Here is a 24999-nt window from a genome sequence, read left to right as displayed (position 1 = left end):
AGCCGCGGCGCGAGAGCGATCCCGCGTCCTCAACGCGCCTCATCGGACACCCCGCCCGTGGACGTTGTTCATCGCGGCAGGTCTCCTGGCTTGCGGGTCGTCGCGGACCGTTCCGTCTTCCCGAGGCGTCTCCCTCAGTGACATCTTCGAACGGCCGCTCTCCGCTTACAGTTGCGGGGGCAGCTCCGGCATGGGCGCTTGTCTGGCGCCGCACCGAATTCCCTCTTAGCTCCGTCCCTCCAAAGGCGGGCGAAGAACCACGATGGGGCGACAATGCCCTGTTCCGAGTTTTTCGTCAATCGCATAAAGAAATGCTTATGTCTTTATTCTCTCCCGCCGCCGCCCGCGGCGAGACAATGGCAGGACGAGGTCTTTCCATTGCTTTCCGCTCACGGGACGGTTGCGGTTTGGTCGAAGCGTCCTCCTCCGGCCACTGCCACGGATCCGCCGCGTCGCCAACGCGCGCGCGGATATGCTCTTGATCTCGCGTCAGGCCGATATCCCGGAGTTGGAACTCGTTGAACGTGTCGATGGCAACCGGAGGGTTGAGGGTCTTATCGGCCCAGTTCAGGACATGGTAAATCGTTGATCGCACTGCGCTAAGCATTGCTATCCTCACTTCTTTCAAGGGCGTGTGTTCGCGAAAAAAGTGAGGGTTTTTGCCGTTTCGCGCAAAGCGATTTCTCGCATGCTGGCATAAAGAATGCTTATCTCAGTTCCATGAGCAAGATTCCTCCCATGAGTGCGGTGCGCGCCTTTGAGGCCGCCGCCAGGCACCTGAGTTTCACCCGCGCCGCCGAAGAGCTCGGCATGACGCAGGCGGCCGTCAGCTATCAGATCCGGCTGTTGGAAGATCGCATCGGCGCGCCGCTGTTCGTTCGGCTTCCGCGCGAGGTGCGATTGACCGGCGCCGGGCGGCAGCTAGCGCCGAAGGTGACCGAAGCGATCGATCTCTTGGGGGCGGCCTTCTCGGAGATCGCCGACAAGACCGAGCATCACCTGCACATCTCGGTGCTGCCAACCGTCGTGTCGAGCTGGCTCGGTCAGCGCCTCGCGTCGTTTCAGACCGCGCATCCCAACATCAGCATCAGGGTGCACATGTCGACCGAGTTGGTCGATTTCAAACGTGACGCCATCGATCTCGCGGTGCGCAGCGGCGCCGGCGACTGGCCGGGCAACGATGTCTTTCCCTTGTTTCCGCTCGATTACGTGCCTGTCTGCACGCCATCCTTCCTGGAAAAGCACCAGCTCAAGGAGCCCGCGGACGTTCTGAGAGTCCGGCGTTTCGGCAACGCCAGCTGGTGGCGGCGGTGGATGATCGAAACCGGCGTCGAGCCGCCGGCAAGCAATGGCACCGAATTGATCTTCGACGTGCAGGCGATGGATGTCGCCACAATCCTTGCGGATCACGGCATTGCGATTGCCGTCTCGACCTTCCTGATGGATGAACTGAAGAGCGGCAGGCTCATCCGGCCGTTCGAGCATGTGGTGCGCGACGGCCGCGCCTATTGGCTCGTCTATCCGCAAAGCACCAGGCGGCAGAAGAAGATCCAGGCCTTTCGCGACTGGGTCGTCGCCGAGGCCGATGCGTCGAACGCCATGCTTTCGACCGTGATGGAGCAATCCTGTCCGGCGTCGCGTCGGACCTACCGCGGCGCAATGTAGAGACACAACGGGGCCTACTCGGCCCGTCGGTCTTCTGAAGATGACGCTTTCATGGAGAAACTGAAAATCAGCTGAGAACGGCTGTTACCAAACTGACATGGCGGCTCCCTAAAGACTGCGGCCAACCGCAGAGAAGGGAAGTATCAGCCCTCCGACGCGGATACCGCAAGCCATCGTCGGAGGCCCGTTTCCATGAAAATTGTCCAGATCAGCGACACCCATCTCAGCCCCGCCAAAAGCCACTTCAACGGCAATTGGGAACCGGTTCGCGCCTGGATCGAGGCGGTGGCACCCGATCTCGTCATCCACACCGGCGACGTCACCATCGATGGCGCCGACCACGAGGACGACATCACCTTCTCGCTCGATCTGATCGGCCAGCTCTCGATGCCGGTGCTGATCGTTCCCGGCAATCACGATGTCGGCCATCTGCCGGGTTCGCACCAGCCGGTGGATCCAGTTCGGCTTGCCCGCTGGCGCCGGCTCGCCGGTCCGGACTACTGGGGCCGCGACCATGGCGACTGGCGGCTGCTCGGCCTCAACAGCCTGCTGATCGGCTTCGAGGACGAAGAAGACAGGCAGTTTACCTGGCTGGAGGAACAGTTGCTCAGCCGCGACGGCCGCCGGGTGGCCGTCTTTGCCCACAAGCCGCTCTTCGTCGACGATCCGGGCGAAGGCGACACCGGCTACTGGGGCATCCGTCCGCGCCAGCGCCAACGCCTGTTTGATCTTTTCGCCGAAGCCGAGGTGGCGCTGCATGCAAGCGGCCACCTGCACTGGGCCTGGACGGGCAAGCACGCCGGGACGTCGCTCGTCTGGGCACCGCCGACCTCCTTCATCATTGATACGCTGGAACGGCCGATGCCGGGCGAGCGGCTGGTCGGCGCCGTCGTACACGAGTTTAGCGACGTCAACGTCGAAAGCGAGATCATCGCGGTGCCGGGACTGACCAGCCACCTGCTCGATCCGATCGTCGAAGAGGTCTACCCGCTGGCGGCCAAGAAGACGGTCCGTGTGGAGGCCGCGCAATGAGCGTGCTTTCGCTAGAGGGTATCACCAAGTCCTATGGCGGCAACGCGATCCTGAAGGGGGTTAGCCTGCAGGCGGAGGCGGGTGAGTTCATCGCGCTCGTTGGTCCTTCCGGCTGCGGCAAGAGCACGCTGTTGCGCATCGTCGCCGGTCTCGATCATGGCGACGGCGGCGAGATCGTCATCGGCGGCCGCAGCGTCGCGCGCATGGCGGCGGCCGATCGCAATGTCGCGATGGTCTTCCAGTCCTATGCCCTCTATCCGCACCTGACGACGGGCGAGAACATCGCCGTGCCGCTTGCGATGCGGCGGCTGACAGCGGCGCAGCGCCTGCCTGTGATCGGCAATCTGATGCCGGGGCAGAAGCAGATCCGCAGCGATATCCAGCGCCAGGTCAAGGAAATGGCGCTGGCGCTGAAGATCGATCACCTGCTCGACCGCAAGCCCGGGCAGATGTCCGGCGGCCAGCGCCAGCGCGTGGCGCTCGCCCGCGCCATGGTGCGCCGCCCGGCCGTCTTCCTGATGGACGAGCCGCTCTCCAATCTCGATGCCAACCTGCGCGTCCATGCCCGCGGCGAGATCGTCGATCTCCACCGCCGCGCCGGCGTGCCGACGCTCTATGTCACCCACGACCAGTCGGAAGCGCTGTCGATGGCGGATCGAGTGGCAGTGATGATCGGCGGCAATCTCTTGCAACTGGCGACCCCGAAGGAGATCTACGACAACCCCTCCCATATCGAGGTCGCACGCTTCCTCGGCCAGCCGAAGATCAACGTGCTGGAGACCCGCACGGATACGGCGAGCATCGTGCGTTTCGGCGATCTGGTGCTTCTGGCAAGCCGCGGACAGGCGCCGGATGCTTCAGTGAAGCTCGCAATCCGCCCGGAATTCGTGCGCTTCCATGCGGCAAGCGCCGGCCGGTTGAGCGCGCGGGTCGAGCGTATGGAGTTCCTCGGCTCTGAGGTAATCGTTTACGCCCGCCTCGATGCGATCGGCGAGCTGGTCACTGCCAAGTCAGCACCTGCCGAGGCCGCGGTGCTCGCGATCGGTCAGCCCGTTGACGTCGAGTTCATGCCGGAACGGGCGATGCTGTTCGACGGCGAGGGCACCCGGCTGCCAGCCGAGCGGGTCGCTATCGCCGCGACGCTGGAGAAGATCCATGGCTAAGGCGGGTTCCAATCGGGATACGGCGGCAGGGGCGGCGGATTTCGTGGATACCGCCCTCTGCCCTGCCGGGCATCTCCCCCACAAGGGGGGAGATCGGCTGGAGGCAATGCCTCAGCATTCATCTCTGCGAGACGGCGCCCAGCCGGCGCAGCGGCTGCGGACCCAGACGGCGATCGGTGCCGCGACCACCGATCCCGATCGCCGCGAGGCCCGCATTGCCTGGCTGTTAGCGCTGCCGGCCATCACGCTGCTCGTCCTCTTCATCCTTTTACCGACCGCGGCGGTGATCGTTCTCGGTTTCACCGATTTCGAGCTCGGCTACGGCAGCTTCCGCTTTGTCGGCTTCGAGAACTATGCCGAACTCTTCAGCGACCGCACCTTCCGCCGCTCGCTCTGGAACACCACCATCTACACCGCGATCGTCACACCGGTTTCGATCGTGCTGGCGCTGGCAATCGCCATGCTGATCGAGGCGGAAACCAAGGGCCGGGCGTTCTTCCGCACGGTCTATTTCCTGCCGGTGGCCTCGCTGCTCGTCGCCATGGCGACGGTCTGGCAGTTCCTGTTTCACCCGACCATCGGCCCGATCAACACCTTCTTGGCCGTTTTCGGCATTGCCGGCCCCAACTGGCTCGGGGCCTCCGGCACGGTGCTCTATGGTCTGTCGATCATCGGCATCTGGCAGTCGGTCGGCTTCAACATGGTGCTGTTCCTTGCCGGTCTCACCGCCATCCCGCGCGAGCTCTATGCCGCAGCGGAAGTCGACGGCGCCAAGACCTGGTTCGATCGTTTCCGGCTGGTGACCTGGCCGATGCTCGGGCCGACGACGCTGTTCGTCACCACCATCAGCATCATCAACTCAGTGAAGGTGTTCGAGACGGTGAAGACGCTGACCGAGGGCGGTCCGAACAAGGCGTCGGAGGTGCTGCTCTTCACCATCTACCAGGAGGGCTTCGTCTATCTGCGCGTCGGCTATGCCTCGGCCATGACCGTCGTCTTCCTCGCCATCCTCGTCGTCCTGATGTTCCTGCAGTACCGCGTGCTCGACCGGAAGGTTCACTACGCATGACCAACACCATCTCCGTCACCCGCCTCATTCGCCTCGCCGTTCTCTCGTTTGGCGCGCTCATCTTCCTCGCGCCCTACATCTTCATGGTCTCGACCGCCGGCAAGGCTCAGAGCGAGATCTTCTCCTCGTCGCTGTCGCTGATCCCTGAGCAGTGGTCCTATATCGAGAACTTTTCCAAGGCGCTGTCGCGCGTCTCGATGACGACCCTGCTCTTCAACGGCGTTGTCGTCTGCGCGCTGATCTTCGTCATCCAGATCGTCGTCGCCATCCCTTGCGCCTATGCCATGGCGAAGCTGAAGTTTCGGGCGGCCCGCACCATGATGGTGCTGGTCATGCTCGGCCTCCTGGTGCCGATCCACGCAACCGCGCTGCCCATTTACGTGGCCTTCGACAGGTTGTCGGTGCTGAACAGCTACGCAGCGCTAGTGGCGCCGTTCTCGATCTCGGTGTTCGCGATCTTCCTGTTCCTGCAGTTTTTCCGCGCCATGCCCGACGATCTGATCCATGCGGCACGCCTCGATGGTATGTCTGAAGCCGGCATCGTCGCGCGCGTCATCGTGCCAAACGCCTGGCCGGCGATCACCGCCTTCGCAATCTTCTCGGTCGTCGCCCACTGGAACGATCTCTTCTGGCCGCTGATCGTCGTCACCAACCAGGACTATGCGACCCCGCCACTCGGCCTTCTCTACTTCCGCGCCGCAGAAGCCGGCGACGACTACGGCGCGCTGATGGCCGCGACCCTCATCATCACCCTTCCCCTCGTGACCGCGTTTCTGCTGGCGCAGAAGCGTTTTGTCGAGGGCATTACCATGACCGGTCTCAAAGGCTGAACGGTCCAACCTGGAGCGCAACCCATGACACATCTGAGACAGCTTTTCACCGCGGCTGCCGCATCGCTGATGCTCGCAGCCCCCGCCGACGCCGAGACCCAGCTGACGGTGCATTATCCGATGCCCGGCTTCTTCAAGGACGTGATGGATACGATCTCGAAGAAGTTCATGGAAGAAAACCCGGATATCAAGATCACCTTCGCCAATCCGTCGGCGACTTATGAGGAAGGCATCCAGACGATCATGCGTCAGGCCGGAACGGCCGAGATGCCCGATCTCACCTTCATCGGCCTCAACCGCCTGCGCATGGTCAACGAGCGCGACGTCCCCGTTGATCTCGGCCCGTTCATCGCCAAGGACGGCAACATGGCCGAGCAGGGCTTTTCCGAAAGCATCCTGAAGCTCGCCCAGGTGGGCGGCAAGCAGGTGGGCCTTGCCTTCGCCACCTCCAACCCGATCATGTATTACAACGCCGATCTCGTGCGCAAAGCCGGCGGCGACCCGGAAAACCCGCCGAAGACCTGGGACGAGGTCATTGCGCTTGGGGGCAAGATCAAGGCGCTTGGGGACGGCAACGAGGGCATCGATTTCCGCTGGCAGGGCGATGACTGGATGTTCTCCGCGCTGCTCTTCGGCGCCGGCGGCGAGATGCTGAGCGAAGACGAAAGCAAGGTTGCCTTCAACGGTCTCGAAGGTGAGAAGGCCGTCGAAGTGCTCGACCGCATGGTCAAGGAAGGCGGTCTGCCGGTTTTGACCAAGCAGGCCGGCGAGCAGGCCTTCGTTGCCGGCAAGGTCGGTTTCGCCTTCCAGACGACGGGTGCGCTGCGCAACACTATCAAGAATGTCGGCGACAAGTTCGACCTGCGCACTGCCCATATCCCGCTCATCGACCCGGCAAAGGGCAAGCTGCCGACCGGCGGCAACGCCGTCGTTATCCTGACGCGCGACGCCGAAAAGCAGGAGGCCGCCTGGAAGTTCGCGAAGTTCGCAGCCGGCCCCTATGGCGCCTCGGTTGTCGTTCCCGGCACCGGCTATGTGCCGAACAACGAGCTGGCCGCCAAGTCGCCTGAGTATCTCGCCAACTTCTACAAGGAAAACCCGCTGTTCCGCGCTGGTCTTGAGCAGATGGCGCTGATGCGCCCCTGGTATGCCTTCCCCGGTAGCAACGGGGTGAAGGTGACGCAGACGATCGTCGAGAACCTGTCGCGCATCGTCGAGCAGCAGGCCTCGCCGAAGGAAGCGCTGGACGAGGCCGCGGCCGAAGTCGAAAGCCTGCTGCCGCGCAGCTGATCCTGTAACCAAATCGATCGACGCCGCCCCGAAGGAAACTTCGAGGCGGTGTTTTCGTGTTTGCTCACGCGAGGTGGCGAACAGTCCCGCCTGCGTAGAGCCGGCAGTCGAGATTGAGATGGCGGCAGCCCGACGCATTCTCGGCCATATCGAGCAACAGCGCCGCCGCTGCGAGCCCCATGTCACCGTCGGGCATCGAGATGGTGGTGAGTGTTGGCGTCATCAGCCGGCCAAGCGCGATGCCGTCGAAGCCGGCGACGGAGACATCGTCAGGCACGGAAAGGCCTTCACGCCGCAGCGCTGCTATCACGCCGAGCGCCAGCAGATCGTTGGAAGCGATGATTGCGGTCGGGCGGTGCTGCGCAAGAACCGTCGCGAGGTCGAGGTTTTCATAGCCGTCGACGAAGGGGATCTCGACCGCCTCCATCGGCCGGGCGCCGGCTTCCTGCATAGCGGCCAAATAGCCGTCATAGCGCAGGCGCGCCCGGTCGGATGAACGGAAGTGGCCGGAGACGACGAGGATGCGGCGGTGACCGTGGTCGAGGATGTGGCGAGTGAGATCGAAACCGGCCCGGTAATTGTCGACGGTGACGGCGGCAGCGAAGCGTGCGACCGGCCGGTTGTTGAGAAGCACCGTCGGCGGCAGCGCCGCCGAAAGCGCCTCGCTGGTCTTGGCGTCGCAGAGCGTCAGGATCAGACCGGTCGGCCGCTGTTCGAGCAGCGAGCGCACGGCGCGCGCCTCGAGTGCGGGATCATAATTGGATTGGGCGATCAGCACTCCATGGTTCGCCGCCTGTAAACGGTGCTGGATGCCGCCGAGCGAGGCGGCAAAGACCGGGTTGGTGACGCTTGGCACCAGCACGCCGACGACGGGCTGGCTGCGGTTGGTGGCGCGTCCCGTGGCCGGCGACGGCCGGTAGCCGAGTTCGGCCGCTGCCCGACGCACGCGACGCACCATCTCGTCGCTGACGGGACCTTCGCCCTTGAGCGCCCGCGATACGGTTGCCAGCGAGCAGCCGGCATGAAAGGCGATCTGTTGCAGGGTAACCATGATCGCGCTCTAACGGGTCTGCGTGACAGCTGATTGAAGGACCGGACCCGAGGTTTTCCACGTCGCGCGTGAATTATTATTCATGCTATGAATTATATTGACAGAAGCTGAGTCCGCGGCTTAAATCGCAATCGTCGGAAGTCGAGGAGGAGTTCCGGCGAACTCATACATTCAGCGGCCGCAAACAAACGGCCCTATCGGTTTTTGGGAGGGGCTTCGGCCTCGAGGAGGACGCGTGCGCAAATTTCTCAGCACGACCGCTCTGGCGGTCATTGCAGCTTCGTTTTGGGCAGGTTCGGCAAGCGCCGAAACGGCGAACCCGTTTCGCTGCCAGCCCGGCGAAAAATACGTCATGAACGTCATGGTATCCGGCGTCGAATACTGGTTCCCGGTCTATGAAATGTTCAAACAGGCCGGCCAGCAGTTCGGCTGCGAGACCGAATATACCGGCACGCCGGAATATGACGTCAACAAGCAGATCGCCACTTTCGACCAGGCGCTTGCCCAGAACCCGGCCGGCATCCTGGTGCACCCGATGAACTCCGATCCGTTCATCGAGCCGATCAACCGGGCGATCGATCAGGGCACGGCAGTCGTCACCTTCGCTGCGGACTCGCCGCTGTCGAAGCGCGTCTCCTTCATCACCTCGGACAACACCCGCGAAGGCATCTATGCCGCCGACGCGATCGCCGAGAAGATGGGCGGCAAGGGCGAATATGCCGTTCTTGAAAACCCCGGCCAGGACAACCACGACAAGCGCATTACCGCCTTCGTCAATCGCATGGCCGAGAAGTGGCCCGACATGAAACTCGTCGGTCGCGCCGCCTCGAACCAGGATCCGAACAAGGCCTATCAGGGTCTGATGAGCCTCATCCAGGCCAATCCGAACCTGGGCGCCGTGTTCATGCCGGAAGCCAACTCCGCGATCGGTGCGGCCCAGGCCAGCAAGGAAAGCGGCGGCAAGGTCCTCGTCATGTGCGCCGACGTCAACGCCAACATCCTCGACATGATCAAGGCCGGCGAAGTCTTCGGTTCGATCAACCCGAACCAGGGCATGCAGGGCTATATGGGCTTCATGCTCCTGTGGATGGCCAAGCATCCGGAACTGATCGACCCGATGAACGACGCCAAGCGCTCCGGCTTCAACCCGATGAGCATCCCCTTCGTCGACAACGGCCTTTCGATCGTTACCGCCGAAAATGCCGATGACTTCTACTGGGACAAGTACCTGAAGCGTCGTGGCACCAAGGGCATCGACGAGTAAGATCGTGAATTGGCTGCCCGGTCGTTTCCGGGCAGCCAGGACTGAGGGTGGAGGACAGCATGACAGCACAACCGGTTCTGGAGGTCCGGCGCGTCACCAAGCATTTCGGTGCGGTGAAGGCGCTGACGGAGGTGGATTTTCGCCTCGAGCGGGGAGAGATCCACGCACTCTGCGGCGAAAACGGCGCAGGCAAATCCACGCTGATGAACATCATTGCCGGTGTGCTGCAGCCGAATGACGGCGAGGTGCTGGTGGATGGAGCGCCCGTGAAAATCGCCTCGCCGGCGACCGCCCAGACGCTCGGCATCGGCCTCGTCCACCAGGAAATCGCGCTCTGCCCGGATGCGACGGTGGCGGAAAACATGTTCATGGCGGCCACCAACCGCCGGCGCTCGCCGCTGATGAATTACGGCGCGCTCGAACGCGAAGCCCAGGTAGTGATGAACCGGCTGGCGCCGATCGACGTCCGGCGCAAGGTCGCCGACCTCGCCATTTCCAGCCAGCAGCTGGTCGAGATCGCCAAGGCGCTGACGCTCGACTGCCGCGTACTGATCCTCGATGAGCCAACCGCGGCGCTGACGGAAGCCGAAGCGCAGGCGCTGTTCGCCATCATCCGCGACCTGAAGGCCGCGGGCATATCGATCATCTATATCAGCCACCGCATGGCCGAGATCTTTTCGCTCTGCGACCGCGTCACCGTGTTTCGTGATGGCCGCCATGTGGTCACCGAGAAGATCGCCGACGTGACTGCTGACGATGTCGTGCGCCGCATGGTCGGCCGCGAGATCAGCCAGCTCTATCCGCAAAAGCAGGCGCCGGAGGCGCGGACGGACGAGACCATTCTCTCTGTGCGTGGCTTGAGCGATGGCGACCGCATCGACACCGTTTCCTTCGATCTGAAGCGGGGCGAAATTCTTGGCATCGGCGGTCTGATCGGCTCCGGTCGTACCGAGATCGCCGAAGCGATCTGCGGTCTGAGGGCCAAGTCGAAGGGCGACATTACGCTGCGCCGAAAGCCGCAGCGCATCGGCAACTACCGCGACGCGGTCGATGCCGGCATCGTCTATCTCTCGGAGGATCGCAAGGGCTCCGGCGTCTTCGTCGACCTGTCGATCGCGCAGAATATTTCGGTGCTTGATCTGAAGACGCTGACCGGGCCGCTCGGATTGCTGAATTCCAGGGCCGAGGCCGATCTCGCCCGCGATTTCGTCCGCCGGCTCGGCGTGCGCATGGGCGGCATCGATATGCCGGTCTCGTCGCTCTCGGGCGGCAACCAGCAGAAGGTGGCGATTGCCAAGCAGCTCGCCGTTCGCCCGCAAGTGATCCTGATGGACGAGCCGACGCGCGGCATCGATGTCGGCGCCAAATCCGAAATCCACCGGCTGCTGCGCGAGCTTGCAGAAACCGGCATCGGCATTGTCGTGATCTCGTCGGAACTGCCGGAGCTGCTCGGGCTTTGCGACCGGGTTCTGGTCGTGCGCGAAGGCGCGATCGCCGGCGAGCTTGATGACAGAGAAATGAGCGAGGAGGCGGTGATCCGCCTGGCCTCAGGGGTGACGCAAACGGCCGAGGCTGGCCGGATGGTGGATCATGTCGCCTGAAAGAACTGATAGAGCCGGGGAGGCGGAAATGGCTGTTGATACGATGGTTGCAACGCATGCGCAGGCGCCCGCCTGGAAACGCATCGGCACGATGCGTGAGGCGGGGCTGATCGCGATCATCCTGGCGCTCGGTATCATCATGAGCTTTGCCTCGCCGCATTTTCTCACCTTCGGCAACATGCGCGCCATGCTGATGAGCTTTTCGGTCGAAGGCATCGTCGTCGTCGGCATGACGATCCTGCTCATTGTCGGCGGCATTGACCTCGCTGTCGGCTCGGTCGTCTGCTTCGCCATGGTGCTGGCCGGTTCGCTGTTTCTCGCCGGTGTCGATCCCTGGACGGCCTCGCTGGTCGGCATCCTCGCCAGCAGCATGATCGGCATGATCATGGGCTTCTTCGTCACCGTCGTCGGGCTCAATCATTTCATCACGTCGCTGGCGGCGATGGTGATCGTGCGCGGCCTCTGCCTCGTCATCACCAAGGGCACGCCGCTGTCGCTCTTCACGCTGCCGGCGTCGTTCAAGGCGGTCGGGCAGGGCACCTTCCACGGCGTCCCCTATGTCATCCTGATCTTCGTCGCCGTCGTCGTGCTCTTCGACTTCCTGCTGCGCCGGGCGACCGCCTTCCGCAAGGTCTTCTATACCGGCAGCAACGAGAAGGCGGCGCTCTATTCGGGCATCAAGACCAAGCAGGTGAAGTTCTGGGTTACGGTGCTTTGCTCGACGCTCGCAGGTGTCGCCGGCGTCATCTACATGTCGCGCTTCGGCGCCGCGACGCCCACCTTCGGGGTCGGTATGGAGCTCAACATCATCGCTGCGGCGGTCATCGGCGGCGCCTCGCTCAACGGCGGCTCGGGCACCATCCTCGGCGCCATCCTCGGTATCGCTCTTCTCTCGGTCGTCACCAGTTCGTTGATCCTGCTCGACGTCTCCGTCTATTGGCAGGACATGATCAAGGGGTGCATTCTCTTGGCTGCCGTTTCCATCGACCACCTGCTGCACAAGCGGAAGGCAGCCTGACCATGCCGATTGCCAAACCCATTTTGTCCCAGGCCTCAAGTGCGCGAGAAGAACTCGTCGTGGCGCGGCAGATGCATCAGGCGCTCGTCCTGCATTTCCTCGAAGGACTGACCCAGTCGCAGATCGCCGATCGGCTCGGCATCTCGCAGCCGACCGTTAACCGGCTGATCAAGCGCGGCCGTCAGCTTGGCCTGGTCGAGATCAAGATCAAGTCGCCGATCGAGCCCTTGGTCGACATGGAAGAGCAGTTGCTTGCGATCGGCGGCATCCGCCGGGCGATCGTCGTGCCGACCGTTTCCGACAATCAGCAGACCGCACTCCAGGCGGTCGGCGAGGCGGCAGCCCGGCTGCTGCTGGAAGAGATCGGCGATGGCGACACGATCTGCATCACCGGCGGCAAGGGTGTCAGTGCCGTCGTCGCGGGGCTGCAGGCGCCGCGCCGCTTCGATGTCGAGGTTATCCCCGGCACCGGCTGCGTCCAGGGCAAGCACTATACGGATGTGAACCACGTCTCGACGATGATGGCCGACAGGCTCGGCGGGCGGTCTTTCCAGATCCACGCGCCGCTCTTTGCCGACAGTGCCGCCGAGCGAGCGATGCTGATCAACATGCGCTCGGTGGCGGATGTCTTCGGGAGGGCGCGCGAAGCGAAGGTGGCGGTGGTCGGCATCGGTTCGATCCTTTCGGACGATTCGAGCTACTACGACCTGCATCCGTCTTCGAGCACCGACCGAGCGGCAATCGAGCGCTCTGGCGCAAGCTGCGAACTTCTCGCCCATCTGCTCGATGATGAGGGACGTGTCTGTGACTACAGCCTCAACCGTTCGCTGGTGTCATTGACGCTCGAGGAGTTCGCCTCGATCCCGATGAAGATCGGCGTGGCAAGTGGACCGAACAAGGCCGGACCGATCCTCAGCGTCATGCGGGGACACCACCTCGACACGCTGGTGACGGACGAGGCGACCGGCGAGCGCGTGCTCGCCATGGCAAGCGAAAAGGGACTTCTGGCATGAGCGGGGATCAATTGATGCGGGAGATCGGCCGATCGGGCGTGAAGGCTTCGGCCGTCGGGCTCGGCACCTGGGCGATCGGCGGCTGGATGTGGGGCGGCACGGACGAGCGGGAGTCGATCGCGGCGATCCAGGCTTCGCTCGACGCCGGTGTGACGCTGATCGATACGGCGCCGGCCTATGGCCTCGGCCGCTCGGAAGAGATCGTCGGCAAGGCATTGGCCGGACGCCGCGACAAGGCGGTCATCGCCACCAAGTGCGGGCTCGTGTGGCATACGGACAAGGGCAAGCACTTCTTCGACCAGGACGGCAAGCCGGTGCACCGCTACCTCGGCCGAGATGCGATCCATCACGAGGTCGAGCAGAGCCTGAAGCGGCTCGACACCGATTACATCGACCTCTACATCACCCATTGGCAGGACCCGACGACGCCGATCGAGGAGACCATGGCCGCGCTCGAAGAGCTGCGCCAGGCGGGCAAGATCCGGGCGATCGGCGCCAGCAATGTCGGCCGTAGCGAACTGGAACAGTACATCGCGATCGGCGGGCTCGACGCGATCCAGGAACGCTTCAGCATGATCGATCGCGAGATCGAGGCGGAGCTTCTGCCGCTGACGCGGCGCAACGGCGTCGCCACGCTCAGCTACTCTTCGTTGGCGCTCGGCCTTCTCTCCGGCGGCATCGGACCGGAGCGGGTGTTTTCAGGCGACGACCAGCGGCGCGACAATCCGCGCTTCTCGGTCGGCAACCGCGAAAAGGTCGCGGCCTTTGCCAAGGCCATCCAGCCGGTCGCAGAAAAGCATGGCGCGACAATCGCCCAGATCGTCATTGCCTGGACGCTCTGCCAGGAGGGCGTGACTTTCGCGCTCTGCGGCGCACGCAATCCGGCGCAAGCGCTCGACAATGCAAGGGCCGGGACGATCCGGCTCGATCACGATGATCTCGCGGGGATCGACGCGGCCATCGCGGCGACGCTCGTCAACATGGACAGCTAACGGACTGCCATCATGAACCGGGAAGAGATTTTCAACGGGCTCACCAAGAGCCCGAAGGTGGACGTGTGCGTCCTCGGAGGCGGCATCAACGGCCTCAGCGTCTTTCGTGAACTGGCGCTGCAGGGGGTGAACGTGCTGCTCGTCGAGAAGCACGACTACTGTTCGGGCGCGAGTGCGGCGCTGTCACGCATGGTGCATGGCGGTCTTCGCTATCTCGAAAATGGCGAGTTCAGCCTGGTCAGGGAATCGCTGGTCGAACGCGATCGGCTGCTGAAGAACGCGCCGCATTACGTGGCGCCGCTGCCCACGACCGTGCCGATCTTCGACATCTTCTCGGGCCTTGCCAATGGCGCGGTTCGCTTCCTGGGATTGACGCGGCGGCCAAGCCGCCGTGGCGCCGTCGCCGTAAAGATGGGCCTTGGCATCTATGATTTCCTGACGCGCAAGCGGGCGCTGATGCCGAAGCATGCCTTCCGCGGGCGGCGCACGACGCTTGCACGCTGGCCGGCGCTCAATCCCGACATCAAGAGTTCCGCGACCTATTACGACGCCTGGGTCAGCCAGCCGGAACGCCTCGGAATCGAGCTGTTGAAGGATGGGCTTGCCGCCGGTTCTCACGCGCAGGCGCTGAACTACGCCGAACTGACGCTAGCCGCACCCGGACGCTACGAACTGAAGGACGATGTCACCGGCGCGGTCGCTGCGATCGAGCCCGGCCTCATCATCAACGCCACCGGCGGCTGGATCGATATCGCCAACGGCGCACTGTTTCCCGCAACGTCGAAGCCGGCCCCGTTGATGGGCGGCACCAAGGGCTCGCATCTGATCATCGACAATGCCCAACTCATGGAAGCGCTTAACGGCCACATGATCTATTACGAGAACGAGGATGGCCGCATCTGCATCCTCTTTCCATATCTCGGCAAGGTGCTGGTGGGCTCGACGGACATTCGTGTCGATGATCCCGAAACCGTGCGCTGCGAAGCCGACGAGCGCGACTACATCCTGCAGTCGCTCGCCTTCGTCCTGCCAGACATCCGGATCAGGCCGGAAGAGGTGGTGTTCCAGTTCTCGGGCGTACGGCCGCTGCCGGCGAGCCAGGACAGCTTCACCGGTCGCATCCCGCGCGACCATTTCTGCACCTTCGTGGAGGGTGTTGAGGGCGGTCCGCCGGTGCTCTGCATGATCGGCGGCAAATGGACGACGTTCCGCTCCTTCGGCGAAATGGCGGCCGACCTCACCCTGGAACGGCTCGGAAAACAGCGCCATGTCAGCACCGGAGAACGTGCCATCGGTGGCGGGCAAGACTATCCCTCCGATCGCGACCGATGGGTCGATGATGTTGCGGCAGCCACCGGGCTTTCGCGGGAGCGCATGCAAGTGCTTTTCGTCCGCTATGGAACGGGCGCGCGAGACGTTGCCGATCTCATCGCCGCCGGCGCTGACCATGCCTTGCCGCATCGGGATTACTCCGCGCGCGAGCTGCAATACCTGATCCGCAGCGAAGCCGTCGAACATCTCGAGGACCTGCTGCTGCGCCGCACGACGCTCGCAATCACCGGCGAGCTCTCGCTCGACATAGTGGATGCGGTGCTCGCCTTGCTTGCCATCGAAAAGCAATGGTTGCCGCCGCGTGTCGCGGTCGAGCGTAAGCGATTTCTTACCCTTCTCGTCGAGCGCCATGGCGTCGACGAGGAAACCCTATCCGTACGGAACGAACAAAGGAGTGCATTATGCGAAACAACAGCAAGGTCCGGATGAACCGTCTGTTCGGCGGTGGACGTTGCCTCGACGTCGCGATCGATCATGGCGTCTGCAACGAACCCTCCTTCCTCAATGGTCTTGAAGACATGTCAGCCGTGGTCAAGGCGCTGGTCGCGGCCGCACCGGATGCGATCCAGATGAATTTTGGCCAGGCGGATCTGTTGCAGGAGGTGCCGGGCAAGGACAAGCCGGCGCTGGTCATGCGTCTCGACATGGGCAACCCTTATAACCGCATCCGCCACCGGCACATGTGGGCCGTGTTGCAGAACGAGGCCGAACCGTTGATCGGCGCGCTGGCGATGGACGCGGCCTGCGTCGTCGTCAACCTCTTCATGCTGCCGGACGAGCCCGATCTCTTCCGCCAATGCGTCGCCAACATCTCGCGCGTGCGGGCCGATTGCGACAAGTACGGCATGCCGTTGATGATCGAGCCCTTGGTGATGCAGCCGGTGACCGAGCATGGCGGCTACATGGTCGATGGCGATGCCGAGAAGATCGTGACGCTGACCCGGCTTGCGCGCGAGATGGGCGCTGACATCGTCAAGGCGGACCCGACCACCAATGCCGAGGATTTCCACCGGGTCGTCGAGGCTGCGCGCTGCCCGGTTCTCGTGCGTGGCGGCGGCAAGGAGGACTTGCGCAACGTCTTCGACAAGTCGGCGGCCTTGATGCGTCAGGGCGCAATGGGCATGGTCTATGGGCGCAACATCTACCAGCACGCCAATCCGAGCGCCGTTGTGCGCGGCCTGATGGCGATCATCCATGAGGATGTAAGCGGCGAAGAAGCCTACGCGCTCTACCAGCGCGGTTGAAATCGCTCAGCCGGAACCGCTTCACCAGCGATGCTCCGGCGCAAGAGGAACGCTGCCGCTGTGAGGACACCGGCGGCGTTCCGGCAAATGGATTAAGGACCTTGGGGAGGGGTTCGGCAATGGGTAAGTATCTGCTCGGGATCGACGCCGGGAACACCATGATCAAGACGGTACTTTTCGATCGTGACGGCAACGAGATCGCGATGGCCGCGGAAGAAGGGCACAGCCATGTGCCGATGCCCGGCCATGTCGAGCGTGGGCTTGGCGAACTGTGGAGCCATGCCAAGGTGGTGATCCGCGCCTGCATCGAGCGCGCCGGCATCGATGCCAGCGAGATCGCGGCGATCGGTTGCGCCGGGCACGGCAACGGTCTCTACGCGCTCGATCGAGACGGAGAACCGCTTGTCGGCATACAGTCGCTCGACACTCGCGCCGCCGGCCTCGTCGAGGAATGGCAGGCCGCAGGCGTCGGCGAGCGAACCTATCCGATCGCCGGGCAGAAGCCCTGGCCATCACAAACGCCGACCCTGCTTGCCTGGCTGAAGCGCCATCGGCCTGACCAGTTTGAAAAAATCGGCACGGTGTTTCTCTGCAAGGACTTCGTCATCAATCGCCTGACCGGCGCGCGCGTCAGCGACGTCTCGGACATGAGCGGCGCGGGCCTGCTCGATGTCGCCGGTAGGCGTTACGATGCGGCATTAATGAAGGCCTATGGCCTCGGCGAAGACATGGACCTGCTGCCCGATCTCGCCGAAAGCGCCGATATCGTCGGACGCGTTACCGAGGAAGCGGCGGCGCAGACGGGTCTGGCTGCCGGCACACCCGTTGTCGGTGGGCTCTTCGACGTGGTCGCTTCGGCAATCGGCTCGGGCGTCACCCGCACCGGTGCTGCCTCGATCATCGCCGGCACCTGGAGCATCAACCAGGTGATCATCGACCAGCCTGATCTCTCACGTCCGCTCTTCATGTCCTCGACCTTCGATCGCAAGCGCTACATGGCGATCGAGGCGAGTGCCACGTCGGCGGCCAATCTGGAATGGCTGGTGCGCGAGCTCTTCCCGCACGACGGCAAGGATGGCCGGTCGCCCTTCGATCTCTGCTGCCAGCTGGCAGCCGAGGTCACGCCGGCCTCTGATGACCCGCTCTACCATCCGTTTCTCTATGGCGCTCAGCAGGACGGCAACGCGCGCGCTGGCTTCTACGGCGTCGCCGGCTGGCACGGCAAGGGTCATCTGGTCCGCGCCGTGCTTGAAGGCGTCGCCTTCGGCCATCGCCAGCATATCGCGGCGTTGCGCGCGGCTGGGGCTCGCTTCGAGGAGGCGGTGCTTTCGGGTGGCGGATCGCGCAGCCTGATCTGGCCGCAGATCTTCGCCGACGTGCTTGACGTGCCGGTGACGGTCGCCCGTTCACGCGAGACCGGCGCACTCGGCGCCGCGATTACGGCTGGCGCCGGCATCGGCCTTTTCGCCGATATCTCCGCTGGTGCTGCGGCGATGGTCAAGACCGAGCGCCACTACCGTCCAAACCCTGCACTTGCCGCGCATTATGACAGGCGCTTTGCGCTTTACGGCGAGATCGCCGCTGCCATGGCGCCGATCTGGCGCCGGCTTGCAACGCCCGAGCGATCGGCGCGGGAAGCGGCGGAGTGATCAGGGCAGGGGCATCGGTCTGTCGGGGCGCTGCTGGGAGGAACGTTGCAGCGCCGCCGCAAACCGTCTGACCCGTCAGAAACGCATGTTGATGCCGGCCTTGATGACGTGGCTGTTGATGTCTTTCTCGCTGGAGCCTGAGCTCGTGTGGGTGCGGACATCTGGCGTCGTGATGTAGTTGTATTCGAGCTTGGCGGAGAGGCCGCCGGCAAAGGCCTGTTCCACGCCGGCGCCGAGCAGGTAGCCGCCCTTGAAGCCGACGTCGTTACGCACGTCGCCGCCCTTCTTGTAGCTGGTCATGGCGTAACCGGCCGTGCCGTAGACGAGCGTCTGGTCGAAGGTGAGACCCGCCTTCGCCTTGATGGCGCCGCGCCATTTCTCCTTGAGCTTGCCGCCGTTGACCTTGTGCTCGGTGTCGCCGAGATAGGAGCCTTCGATTTCCGCCCCGACGATGCCGGGGCCGGCCTGCATGTTGTAGCCGGCCTGAACGCCGAGCGCGACGCCATTGCGGTCGGCGAACGGGTTGGGGCTGCCGGTAAAGCCAAGGCCGCCATGGGCACCGACATAGGCGCCGCTCCAGCTGAAGGCCGGCGGGTCCTGATAGGTGGGGGCGGAGAAATCAGCCGACTGGGATGGCTGTGCGCCGCAGAGGGCGAGAAGGGTAAGACCCGACCAGATGGAAAACTTGCTGGACTGCCGCATTTTCTTGCTCCGTGCATAGGAAACTCGCCTTGATGGCGCTTGCGTCCTCCCATGCGCGCTTCACCTTTGGGGTGGGATGGCGATGTTTGGACGGTACACGGCCTTTGTCAGCCCCACGGATTGCATCAACATTGCGCAACTTATCTAAGTTACTGATTTTGTTGTTAGTTATCTGTTAACCATACGCCGACTGAGGAAAATCCTAGCCGGCAGGCAAGGTGATGCGGAAGCAGGCGCCGCCCTTGGGATCATCGACCACCGAGATGTGACCCTTGTGGCGGCCGATGATCTCGCTGACCAGATGCAAGCCGAGGCCGGCGCCATGGTCCCGCGGCTGCAGGCGATGGAAGGGCTCGAAGATCCGGGCCCGTTCCCGCTCCGGTATGCCGGGACCTTCGTCGGTAACCTCGATCACGCCGCCGCGCTCCACCCGGATCGTGATCAGGCCGCCGGCGTGTTCGATGGCGTTGCGCACGAGGTTGGTGACCGCCCGCTCGATGGCGCCGGTATCGCCGCGCACGACGACGCGCTCCGTGCCCGGAGCGAAGGAAAGGTCGCAGCCGGCCGAAAGCGCAAGCGGGGCGAGGTCGGCCGTCACGTCGCGGCAGAGCGAAACCAGGTCGAGCTGCCCGAAATCCGTGCCGTCGCGATCGATGCGTTCGAGGTCGAGCAACTGTTCGGCAAGCCCGGCAATGCGATTGGAATCGATCAGCAGGCGGTTCCTGAGCGGGCCGGCCTCCATGCTTTCCAGGCGCGTGTGCAGGATCGCAACCGGGGTTCGAAGCTCGTGTGCCGCGTCGAGGATAAAGCGCTGGCGGCGCTCGTACCCCTCATCGAGGCGCTGCAGTGCGCCGTTGAACGCCTCAACGAGCGGTCGCACTTCGCCGGGGATGCGATGATCGGGCAGCCGGGCACCGCGGCGCTCGACATCGATCGTCTTTGCCTGGTCGACAACTTCGGCAAGACCGGCAAAGGCGCGCCTTACGATGATCGGGATCGCGAAGGCCGGGATCAGCACCACGATCAAGACGATCGGCAAAAGCAGAAGGTTTGCCAGGATGAACACCGCGAAGGACGCGCTCCAGAGCCGCCCTCCGCCGGCAAGCACCGTATAGGTGCCGTTGTCCGTGGTTACCGAGCGCACGATCGACGAGAGAGTATAGGGCTCGATGCTGTCACGCATATCGCCAAAGGCGATGCGGTCGAGGTGCTCGCCAATGCTGCGATAGGCGTCCGGCACCGGTCCGCTGCGGATCATGTCACCGCGTTCGTTGCGTGCGACGAACCAGAAATCGGCGGACTCGGCCCGCATGGCAAGCAGTTGCGGCGTCTCAACCAGCGTCAGTCCACCGGCGGGATCCGGCCGGATTGCCCCGGCCGCGATCGACGCGGCGTCGGCGTCGAGGAACTTGCCGCCGAGATCGGCGCGCGTCAGCAAGGCCATGAAGCCGGCGATGACCGCCATCAACAGCAGCACCTGAAAGGTCAGGATCTGCCAGATCAGACGCTTCTTCAGCGAGTTGGTGGAAGCGTTCGTCATGGAGAGGGTCTCAGAAGGTAGCCAACGCCGCGGATGCTGTGAATTTCAACGCCGGCACCGGTTTCCGAGAGCTTGCGGCGCAGCCGCGAGACGTGCGCGTCGAGGGAATTGGACTGGATCTCGTCGTCATAGCCGTAGACGGATTCCTCCAGCGTCGAGCGCTGCACCGTGCGCCCCTGCCGTCGTGCCAGTGCCTCCAGCACCAGGAGTTCCCGCCGCGGCAGGTCCAGCACCCGGCCGTCGACGCGGGCCTGTCTGCCTTCGAAATCGAAGATCAGCTGGCCGATGCGGGCGGTGATCGGCGCAATATCAGGTGAACGTCGCATCAGGGCACGGATGCGCGCCAGCAACTCCTCCACGGCGAACGGCTTGGCGAGATAGTCGTCGGCGCCCATGTCGAGCCCCCTGACCCGTTCGTCGATGGCGCTGCGCGCCGTCAGCACGATTACCGGGATACCCGATCGTAACGCACGCACCCGCGGGATCAGCGACAGGCCATCGCCGTCGGGCAGTTGCCGGTCGAGGATGATGCCGTCGTGAACCTGGTTGGCCAGCGCCGCCATCGCATGGTCGATCGACGGTGCATGGTCGAGGATCATGTCATAGCGGCTGAGTGCGGCACTGAGTGCTGCCGCCATTTCCAGCTCATCCTCGACAAGGAGCAGGCGCATTGAATATCTCCGAATCCGATAGGCGTGTCTCGTTCACGTCTGGTGGACGAGGATTGCAACAACGTTGCGGCCTTTCGCTGCCTTTCTAGCGGCGAGAACGGGAGCCCGGCAATGCAGAGCGGCCGGGGCTTACCGTATTCGGATGGGACGGAGAGAATAGCCGCGCATTTGCGGGGCGAGCGATCGGAAAAGAGCCCTCAAAAATCGCCTTGCGCGGCAGCGCCGGGCGGGCGCTGCCGCGCAAGGCGCAGACCGTCAAACGATGTGTCGCTGCGCAAGGGTACGCAGCGGCACGGACCGGCCAAATGACGGAGGTCAGGCGACGGCCATGATCCGCTGGAACGCATCATAGGCCGCAAGCACCGTTTCCTTCTGAGCCTCATGGCCGGCAATGAAGGCATCGCCGTAGATTGTCTCATCCGGGTACTCGGTGATCAGCGTCAGCGGTGCCGTGTGGCGGTCGTCGACGGAGATCATGCAGGGGAAGCCGTTGATAATGCGGAAACCGGTCTCGCCGGCATGCGTCTCGTAAAGCGCGATCTGGGCGTCGTTGTAGGCGAGCAGGCCCGGAACGGCCGCAAGTCGCTCGGTGACTTCCGCGATCAGCTGTTCGGCGCGCGCTTCCCATTCGGCGTGGTGGCGCATGATCAGGAAGAAGCCCTTAGGCAGGGTCCACATGGCAAAACCGCGTGGCACGTAGCCCGAAAGCGGCCGCGTCCACTCATGCGAGGGATAGCCGTGCAGGTTGACGTGCAGCTGCGCGCCGGTCAGCCGCTCCGCCTCCTTACGGATCTCGCGCTCGTTGAGTGCTGCTCCGGTGCGGTATTCGAGATCGTCGCCAAGGGCGGTGTAGCGGGCGGCATGGTGCATGTGCAGCGGGTTGTCGACGCGCAGCCGCTGGTGCACGGCATAGCCGTCGGGGTTTTCGAGCGGCGAGATGGTGAAGTGGCTACCGGTGCGGGCGGCGAGCGCTTGGGCGGCGCGAAGCACGCCGACGATGCCGGTCGTCTCGTTCGGATGCTGTCCGCCGCTGATCATGACCGGCGCATCGCTTCCCTTGTGATAGCGGGCCTTCACCGGCCGGCCGGCACGCGACCTGGCCTCGAAGGGCTGGCCGTCGATCGCGGCGAGTTCGGCATGGATCTGCGCCACCGCCAGCGGTGCCTCGGCGGTGTCGAGCGGCAGGGTTTCGCCTTCGACATCCGTCGCCTGCAGCGGCCGCGCCTTGACGACGACGGTGGGCTTGCCGACGCCGAAGACGATCTCCGGCACGATCTGGCCGGGCTTCAGGCCGCGGTCGCCGAGCGGGCGACCGGACTTCTTCTGGAAGACTTCGAGCAGCGAGAAATAGAAGTCCTCGTGCAGCGCTTCGCGAAGGCTGATGACTTCCTCGCCGACAGGCAGGCGGAAGTCGGTGATCGGCAGGGTCACGCGGATGTTGAGCTCTTCGAAATAGGGCTCGCTGTCACCCCAGGCATGATCGGAGATCGCCTGCATCGTGCCGGCAAAAAGCCGCTCATAGTCGGTATCGAGGTGGCACTCGCGATGCTTGTCGCAGCCCTCGTCGAGGCGGATCCAGCCGGTCGGCGACAAAAGCGTCTCGCCGATGAAGTCGGTGTGGATGCGGTTCGGTGCGAATACGGCGTGGTTTTCCTGGCGCCCGTCACGGAAGGTCAGCGTGACGTCATAGATGAAGGCCTTGGCACTGCCTGCTTCGAAGCGGATCTCGGCATCGCTGACGAGGGCTGCGAGCGGATAGGCTTCGAGCAGGAAGCGGTTCTGAGGGGCGCCCTCATGCTGGGGATAGCGGACGACGACGCTTGCGAGAGCTGCGCGATCCACTTCTTCCAGGAAGAAATGCAACAGCGGCTTGTAGGCGCTCCTGAGCGCCGCCTTGACGCCGAAGCTTGCAAGCTTCTGTTCGGCAGCCTTGCGGCTGGCGGCATCGTCGAACAGCCAGGCTTCGAGCTTGGTGCCGCGGGCGGCTTCCTTGCCGTAGGTGGTCAGAAGCGTGTCGAGGGTGCGCTCGAAGGCGCCTTCGAAAATCGTCGTCATCGTGAAGTTCTACCGGTTGGGTCGAGGCTGTCACGCAGCCAGTCGCCGAGAAGATTGAGGCCGAGAACGGTGAGCAGGATCGCAAGGCCCGGGAAGACGCTGACCCACCAGGCGTTCTGCAGGTAGGTGCGGCCGTCGGCCAGCATGCCGCCCCAGCTCGGGATCAGCGGATCGACGCCGAGGCCGAGGAAGGTGAGGCTGCTTTCGAGCAGGATGTTGTTGGCGACGTTGAGCGTCATCAGCACGATCACCGGGCCGATCAGGTTCGGCAACAGGTGCTGGAACAGGATCTTGTAGTCGCGCACGCCGATGGCGCGGGCCGACTGGATGAACTCGCGCTCGCGCAGCGACAGGACCGAGCCGCGCACGAGGCGCGCATATTGCACCCACTGCGAGACGATCAGCAGGATGATGGTGTTGCCGAGCCCGCCGCCGACGATGGCGATGAAGGTGATCGCCAGCAGGATGAAGGGGAGCGCCAGCTGCACATCGGCAAAGCGCATGACGATCATGTCCCAGAAGCCGCGATAGTAGCCGGAGACAAGCCCCATGACCACGCCGATGACGACGGCGCCGGCAACCGACGTCAGGCCGACGAGCAGCGAGATCTTGCCGCCGGCAACCACGCGAGCCAGCACGTCGCGGCCAAGCGGGTCGGTGCCGAGCGGATGGGCCCAATTGACGAAGGGCGGCGTCAGCCGCGCCATCAGGTCGATCTTGTCGACGCCGCCGGGAAAGAGCACGCCAGAGAAGAGAACGGCGAGGCAGATGCCGCCGGTGAGCAGCGCTCCGAGGATGAATTCGAGGTTGCGGAAGCGGGCGAAGCGGGTGCTGGAAGCCTTTGACGACATCGGCTCACTCCGTCCGGATGCGCGGATCGACGAGGCCATAGGCGATGTCGACCAGAAGATTGACGAACACGATCATCAGCGAAAGCACGGTTATGACCGCCTGAAGCACGGGGTAATCGCGCGAGGCGACCGCGTCGAAGGCGAGCGTGCCCATGCCCGGCCAGTTGAACACCAGCTCGACGACGACGATGCCGCCGAGCAGGCCGCCGAACTGCAGGCCGAAATAGGTGATCAGCGGGATCGCGCAGTTACGAAGTGCGTGCTTGTAGAGCACCTTGCTTTCGCTGAGGCCCTTGGCGCGCGCGACCATGATGTATTGCGACTGCAAGGTTTCCAGCATCGCGGTGCGCACCAGGCGCACATTGGTCGCCGTCAGGATGATGCCCATGGTCAGCGCCGGCATGATGAAGCTTGCAAAACCGTCCATGCCGCTTGGCGGCAGCCATTTGAGGACGATCGAGAACAACAGGACCAGCATGATCGCAAGCCAGAAGTTCGGGAAGGAAAGCCCAACGAGCGACAGAATGCGGATTGTCTGGTCGGCCCACTTGCCGCGGGCGACGGCGGCGCGGATACCGAGCGGAATGGAAATCGCGATCGAGACGATCAGCGAGGCGAAGGCGAGCAGCATGGTCGCCGGCAGCGCAGAGGCGATCAGCTGCGAAACAGGCGTACCGCCCATGAAGGAGCGGCCGAAATCGAGCCTGAACATGCCCGTGATGAAATCGGCATATTGCGCCAGGAACGGCTGGTTGAGGCCGAGCCCCTCACGGATGCGCACGAGGTCCGCCTCGGTGACGCTGCCAGCGCCCTGCGCCAGCATTAGCGCGGGGTCACCGGTGAACCGGATGGCATAGGAGACGGTCAGTGTCACGACGAACACGACGAAGACCGCCTGCAGAAAACGTTTGATCAGAAATCCGGCCAAGTGACCCGCCCTTTTGGAAAAATGGTCCGCCGCCTCAAG

General features: G+C 63.8%; 22 protein-coding genes and 1 riboswitch. Of the genes, 14 read left to right on the top strand and 8 right to left on the bottom strand.

Annotated elements, in window-relative coordinates; translation table 11 throughout:
* Nucleotides 1–57 precede the first annotated feature (57 nt).
* Nucleotides 58–277, bottom strand: a riboswitch (cobalamin riboswitch).
* Nucleotides 278–295: 18 nt separating this feature from the next.
* Complete coding sequence (locus tag ASE71_RS00720) at nt 296–607, bottom strand: hypothetical protein (RefSeq protein WP_060521953.1); 312 nt, start codon at nt 605–607, stop codon at nt 296–298.
* Between the two features lie 131 nt (nt 608–738).
* Between ASE71_RS00720 and ASE71_RS00715 the strand changes: the two genes are divergently transcribed.
* The 6 genes from ASE71_RS00715 (at nt 739) to ASE71_RS00690 (ending at nt 7049) form a co-directional block, all read left to right on the top strand.
* Nucleotides 739–1665 (top strand): LysR substrate-binding domain-containing protein, encoded by a 927-nt coding sequence (locus ASE71_RS00715; RefSeq protein ID WP_060521954.1) that lies wholly within the window; start codon nt 739–741, stop codon nt 1663–1665.
* 192 nt (nt 1666–1857) lie between these two features.
* A complete protein-coding gene (locus ASE71_RS00710; protein ID WP_060521955.1) occupies nt 1858–2697 on the top strand; it encodes a metallophosphoesterase family protein in 840 nt (279 codons plus the stop codon).
* Complete coding sequence (locus ASE71_RS00705; RefSeq protein WP_060521956.1) at nt 2694–3860, top strand: ABC transporter ATP-binding protein; 1167 nt, start codon at nt 2694–2696, stop codon at nt 3858–3860. Before ASE71_RS00710 ends, ASE71_RS00705 begins: the two co-directional genes overlap by 4 nt.
* Complete coding sequence (locus ASE71_RS00700; protein WP_244497343.1) at nt 3853–4929, top strand: carbohydrate ABC transporter permease; 1077 nt, start codon at nt 3853–3855, stop codon at nt 4927–4929. The genes ASE71_RS00705 and ASE71_RS00700 overlap by 8 nt, the downstream gene beginning before the upstream one ends.
* Nucleotides 4926–5759, top strand: a complete 834-nt coding sequence (locus ASE71_RS00695) for a carbohydrate ABC transporter permease (protein WP_060521957.1) — start codon at nt 4926–4928, stop codon at nt 5757–5759. Before ASE71_RS00700 ends, ASE71_RS00695 begins: the two co-directional genes overlap by 4 nt.
* Nucleotides 5760–5783: 24 nt before the next feature.
* Nucleotides 5784–7049, top strand: coding sequence for an ABC transporter substrate-binding protein (locus ASE71_RS00690; RefSeq protein WP_060521958.1), 1266 nt, complete (start codon nt 5784–5786; stop codon nt 7047–7049).
* Between the two features lie 64 nt (nt 7050–7113).
* Here ASE71_RS00690 and ASE71_RS00685 read toward each other — a convergent pair whose 3' ends face one another.
* Nucleotides 7114–8100, bottom strand: a complete 987-nt coding sequence (locus tag ASE71_RS00685) for a LacI family DNA-binding transcriptional regulator (RefSeq protein ID WP_060521959.1) — start codon at nt 8098–8100, stop codon at nt 7114–7116.
* A gap of 235 nt (nt 8101–8335) precedes the next feature.
* On the opposite strand from ASE71_RS00685, the gene ASE71_RS00680 reads away from it, so the two are divergent.
* The 8 genes from ASE71_RS00680 (at nt 8336) to ASE71_RS00645 (ending at nt 18213) form a co-directional block, all read left to right on the top strand.
* Nucleotides 8336–9364 carry a substrate-binding domain-containing protein gene (locus ASE71_RS00680; protein ID WP_034805587.1) on the top strand — a complete coding sequence of 343 codons (1029 nt, stop codon included), beginning with the start codon at nt 8336–8338 and terminating at the stop codon, nt 9362–9364.
* 59 nt (nt 9365–9423) lie between these two features.
* Nucleotides 9424–10965, top strand: a complete 1542-nt coding sequence (locus ASE71_RS00675; RefSeq protein ID WP_060521960.1) for a sugar ABC transporter ATP-binding protein — start codon at nt 9424–9426, stop codon at nt 10963–10965.
* A gap of 28 nt (nt 10966–10993) precedes the next feature.
* Nucleotides 10994–11983 carry an ABC transporter permease gene (locus tag ASE71_RS00670; protein WP_060521961.1) on the top strand — a complete coding sequence of 330 codons (990 nt, stop codon included), beginning with the start codon at nt 10994–10996 and terminating at the stop codon, nt 11981–11983.
* Nucleotides 11984–11985: 2 nt separating this feature from the next.
* Nucleotides 11986–12996 (top strand): sugar-binding transcriptional regulator, encoded by a 1011-nt coding sequence (locus ASE71_RS00665; protein WP_060521962.1) that lies wholly within the window; start codon nt 11986–11988, stop codon nt 12994–12996.
* Nucleotides 12993–13988: an aldo/keto reductase gene (locus ASE71_RS00660; protein WP_060521963.1), complete on the top strand. Its 996-nt coding sequence runs from the start codon at nt 12993–12995 to the stop codon at nt 13986–13988. The genes ASE71_RS00665 and ASE71_RS00660 overlap by 4 nt, the downstream gene beginning before the upstream one ends.
* Before the next feature lie 12 nt (nt 13989–14000).
* Complete coding sequence (locus tag ASE71_RS00655; RefSeq protein WP_060521964.1) at nt 14001–15749, top strand: glycerol-3-phosphate dehydrogenase/oxidase; 1749 nt, start codon at nt 14001–14003, stop codon at nt 15747–15749.
* Entirely contained in the window at nt 15746–16564 is an 819-nt protein-coding gene (locus ASE71_RS00650) for a class I fructose-bisphosphate aldolase (protein WP_180316482.1), read from the top strand. The genes ASE71_RS00655 and ASE71_RS00650 overlap by 4 nt, the downstream gene beginning before the upstream one ends.
* 119 nt (nt 16565–16683) lie before the next feature.
* Nucleotides 16684–18213 (top strand): FGGY-family carbohydrate kinase, encoded by a 1530-nt coding sequence (locus ASE71_RS00645; protein ID WP_060521965.1) that lies wholly within the window; start codon nt 16684–16686, stop codon nt 18211–18213.
* Nucleotides 18214–18288: 75 nt separating this feature from the next.
* Here ASE71_RS00645 and ASE71_RS00640 read toward each other — a convergent pair whose 3' ends face one another.
* The 6 genes from ASE71_RS00640 to ASE71_RS00615 form a co-directional block, all read right to left on the bottom strand.
* On the bottom strand, nt 18289–18915 hold the full coding sequence (locus tag ASE71_RS00640; RefSeq protein ID WP_060521966.1) for an outer membrane protein: 627 nt from the start codon (nt 18913–18915) through the stop codon (nt 18289–18291).
* Between the two features lie 202 nt (nt 18916–19117).
* Nucleotides 19118–20455, bottom strand: coding sequence for a sensor histidine kinase (locus ASE71_RS00635; RefSeq protein ID WP_060521967.1), 1338 nt, complete (start codon nt 20453–20455; stop codon nt 19118–19120).
* The gene (locus tag ASE71_RS00630) at nt 20452–21126 is read right to left on the bottom strand and encodes a response regulator transcription factor (protein ID WP_060521968.1); all 675 of its coding nucleotides are present in this window, start codon (nt 21124–21126) and stop codon (nt 20452–20454) included. Before ASE71_RS00630 ends, ASE71_RS00635 begins: the two co-directional genes overlap by 4 nt.
* Nucleotides 21127–21441: 315 nt before the next feature.
* Nucleotides 21442–23181, bottom strand: coding sequence for a hypothetical protein (locus tag ASE71_RS00625; protein ID WP_060521969.1), 1740 nt, complete (start codon nt 23179–23181; stop codon nt 21442–21444).
* Nucleotides 23178–24032 carry an ABC transporter permease gene (locus ASE71_RS00620; RefSeq protein WP_060521970.1) on the bottom strand — a complete coding sequence of 285 codons (855 nt, stop codon included), beginning with the start codon at nt 24030–24032 and terminating at the stop codon, nt 23178–23180. The genes ASE71_RS00625 and ASE71_RS00620 overlap by 4 nt, the downstream gene beginning before the upstream one ends.
* A gap of 4 nt (nt 24033–24036) precedes the next feature.
* A complete protein-coding gene (locus ASE71_RS00615) occupies nt 24037–24960 on the bottom strand; it encodes an ABC transporter permease (RefSeq protein ID WP_034805623.1) in 924 nt (307 codons plus the stop codon).
* Between the last annotated feature and the right edge of the window lie 39 nt (nt 24961–24999).

Origin of the sequence: Ensifer sp. Root954 (assembly GCF_001429005.1) — a bacterium.
Classification (GTDB): domain Bacteria; phylum Pseudomonadota; class Alphaproteobacteria; order Rhizobiales; family Rhizobiaceae; genus Ensifer; species Ensifer adhaerens.
The sequence above is the reverse complement of the archived record's forward strand: the minus strand, read 5'-3'. Positions and strand labels throughout refer to the sequence as shown.

Excerpts from the sequence above, each read along its gene's own strand:
- ASE71_RS00700 (WP_244497343.1), top strand. The coding sequence starts at position 3,853 with ATGGCTAAGGCGGGTTCCAATCGGGATACGGCGGCAGGGGCGGCGGAT.
- ASE71_RS00655 (WP_060521964.1), top strand. The coding sequence starts at position 14,001 with ATGAACCGGGAAGAGATTTTCAACGGGCTCACCAAGAGCCCGAAGGTG.
- ASE71_RS00635 (WP_060521967.1), bottom strand. The coding sequence starts at position 20,455 with ATGACGAACGCTTCCACCAACTCGCTGAAGAAGCGTCTGATCTGGCAG.
- ASE71_RS00695 (WP_060521957.1), top strand. The coding sequence starts at position 4,926 with ATGACCAACACCATCTCCGTCACCCGCCTCATTCGCCTCGCCGTTCTC.
- ASE71_RS00705 (WP_060521956.1), top strand. The coding sequence starts at position 2,694 with ATGAGCGTGCTTTCGCTAGAGGGTATCACCAAGTCCTATGGCGGCAAC.
- ASE71_RS00720 (WP_060521953.1), bottom strand. The coding sequence starts at position 607 with ATGCTTAGCGCAGTGCGATCAACGATTTACCATGTCCTGAACTGGGCC.
- ASE71_RS00670 (WP_060521961.1), top strand. The coding sequence starts at position 10,994 with ATGGCTGTTGATACGATGGTTGCAACGCATGCGCAGGCGCCCGCCTGG.
- ASE71_RS00710 (WP_060521955.1), top strand. The coding sequence starts at position 1,858 with ATGAAAATTGTCCAGATCAGCGACACCCATCTCAGCCCCGCCAAAAGC.
- ASE71_RS00660 (WP_060521963.1), top strand. The coding sequence starts at position 12,993 with ATGAGCGGGGATCAATTGATGCGGGAGATCGGCCGATCGGGCGTGAAG.
- ASE71_RS00645 (WP_060521965.1), top strand. The coding sequence starts at position 16,684 with ATGGGTAAGTATCTGCTCGGGATCGACGCCGGGAACACCATGATCAAG.
- ASE71_RS00640 (WP_060521966.1), bottom strand. The coding sequence starts at position 18,915 with ATGCGGCAGTCCAGCAAGTTTTCCATCTGGTCGGGTCTTACCCTTCTC.
- ASE71_RS00685 (WP_060521959.1), bottom strand. The coding sequence starts at position 8,100 with ATGGTTACCCTGCAACAGATCGCCTTTCATGCCGGCTGCTCGCTGGCA.
- ASE71_RS00650 (WP_180316482.1), top strand. The coding sequence starts at position 15,746 with ATGAACCGTCTGTTCGGCGGTGGACGTTGCCTCGACGTCGCGATCGAT.
- ASE71_RS00675 (WP_060521960.1), top strand. The coding sequence starts at position 9,424 with ATGACAGCACAACCGGTTCTGGAGGTCCGGCGCGTCACCAAGCATTTC.
- ASE71_RS00665 (WP_060521962.1), top strand. The coding sequence starts at position 11,986 with ATGCCGATTGCCAAACCCATTTTGTCCCAGGCCTCAAGTGCGCGAGAA.
- ASE71_RS00715 (WP_060521954.1), top strand. The coding sequence starts at position 739 with ATGAGTGCGGTGCGCGCCTTTGAGGCCGCCGCCAGGCACCTGAGTTTC.
- ASE71_RS00690 (WP_060521958.1), top strand. The coding sequence starts at position 5,784 with ATGACACATCTGAGACAGCTTTTCACCGCGGCTGCCGCATCGCTGATG.
- ASE71_RS00625 (WP_060521969.1), bottom strand. The coding sequence starts at position 23,181 with ATGACGACGATTTTCGAAGGCGCCTTCGAGCGCACCCTCGACACGCTT.
- ASE71_RS00630 (WP_060521968.1), bottom strand. The coding sequence starts at position 21,126 with ATGCGCCTGCTCCTTGTCGAGGATGAGCTGGAAATGGCGGCAGCACTC.
- ASE71_RS00620 (WP_060521970.1), bottom strand. The coding sequence starts at position 24,032 with ATGTCGTCAAAGGCTTCCAGCACCCGCTTCGCCCGCTTCCGCAACCTC.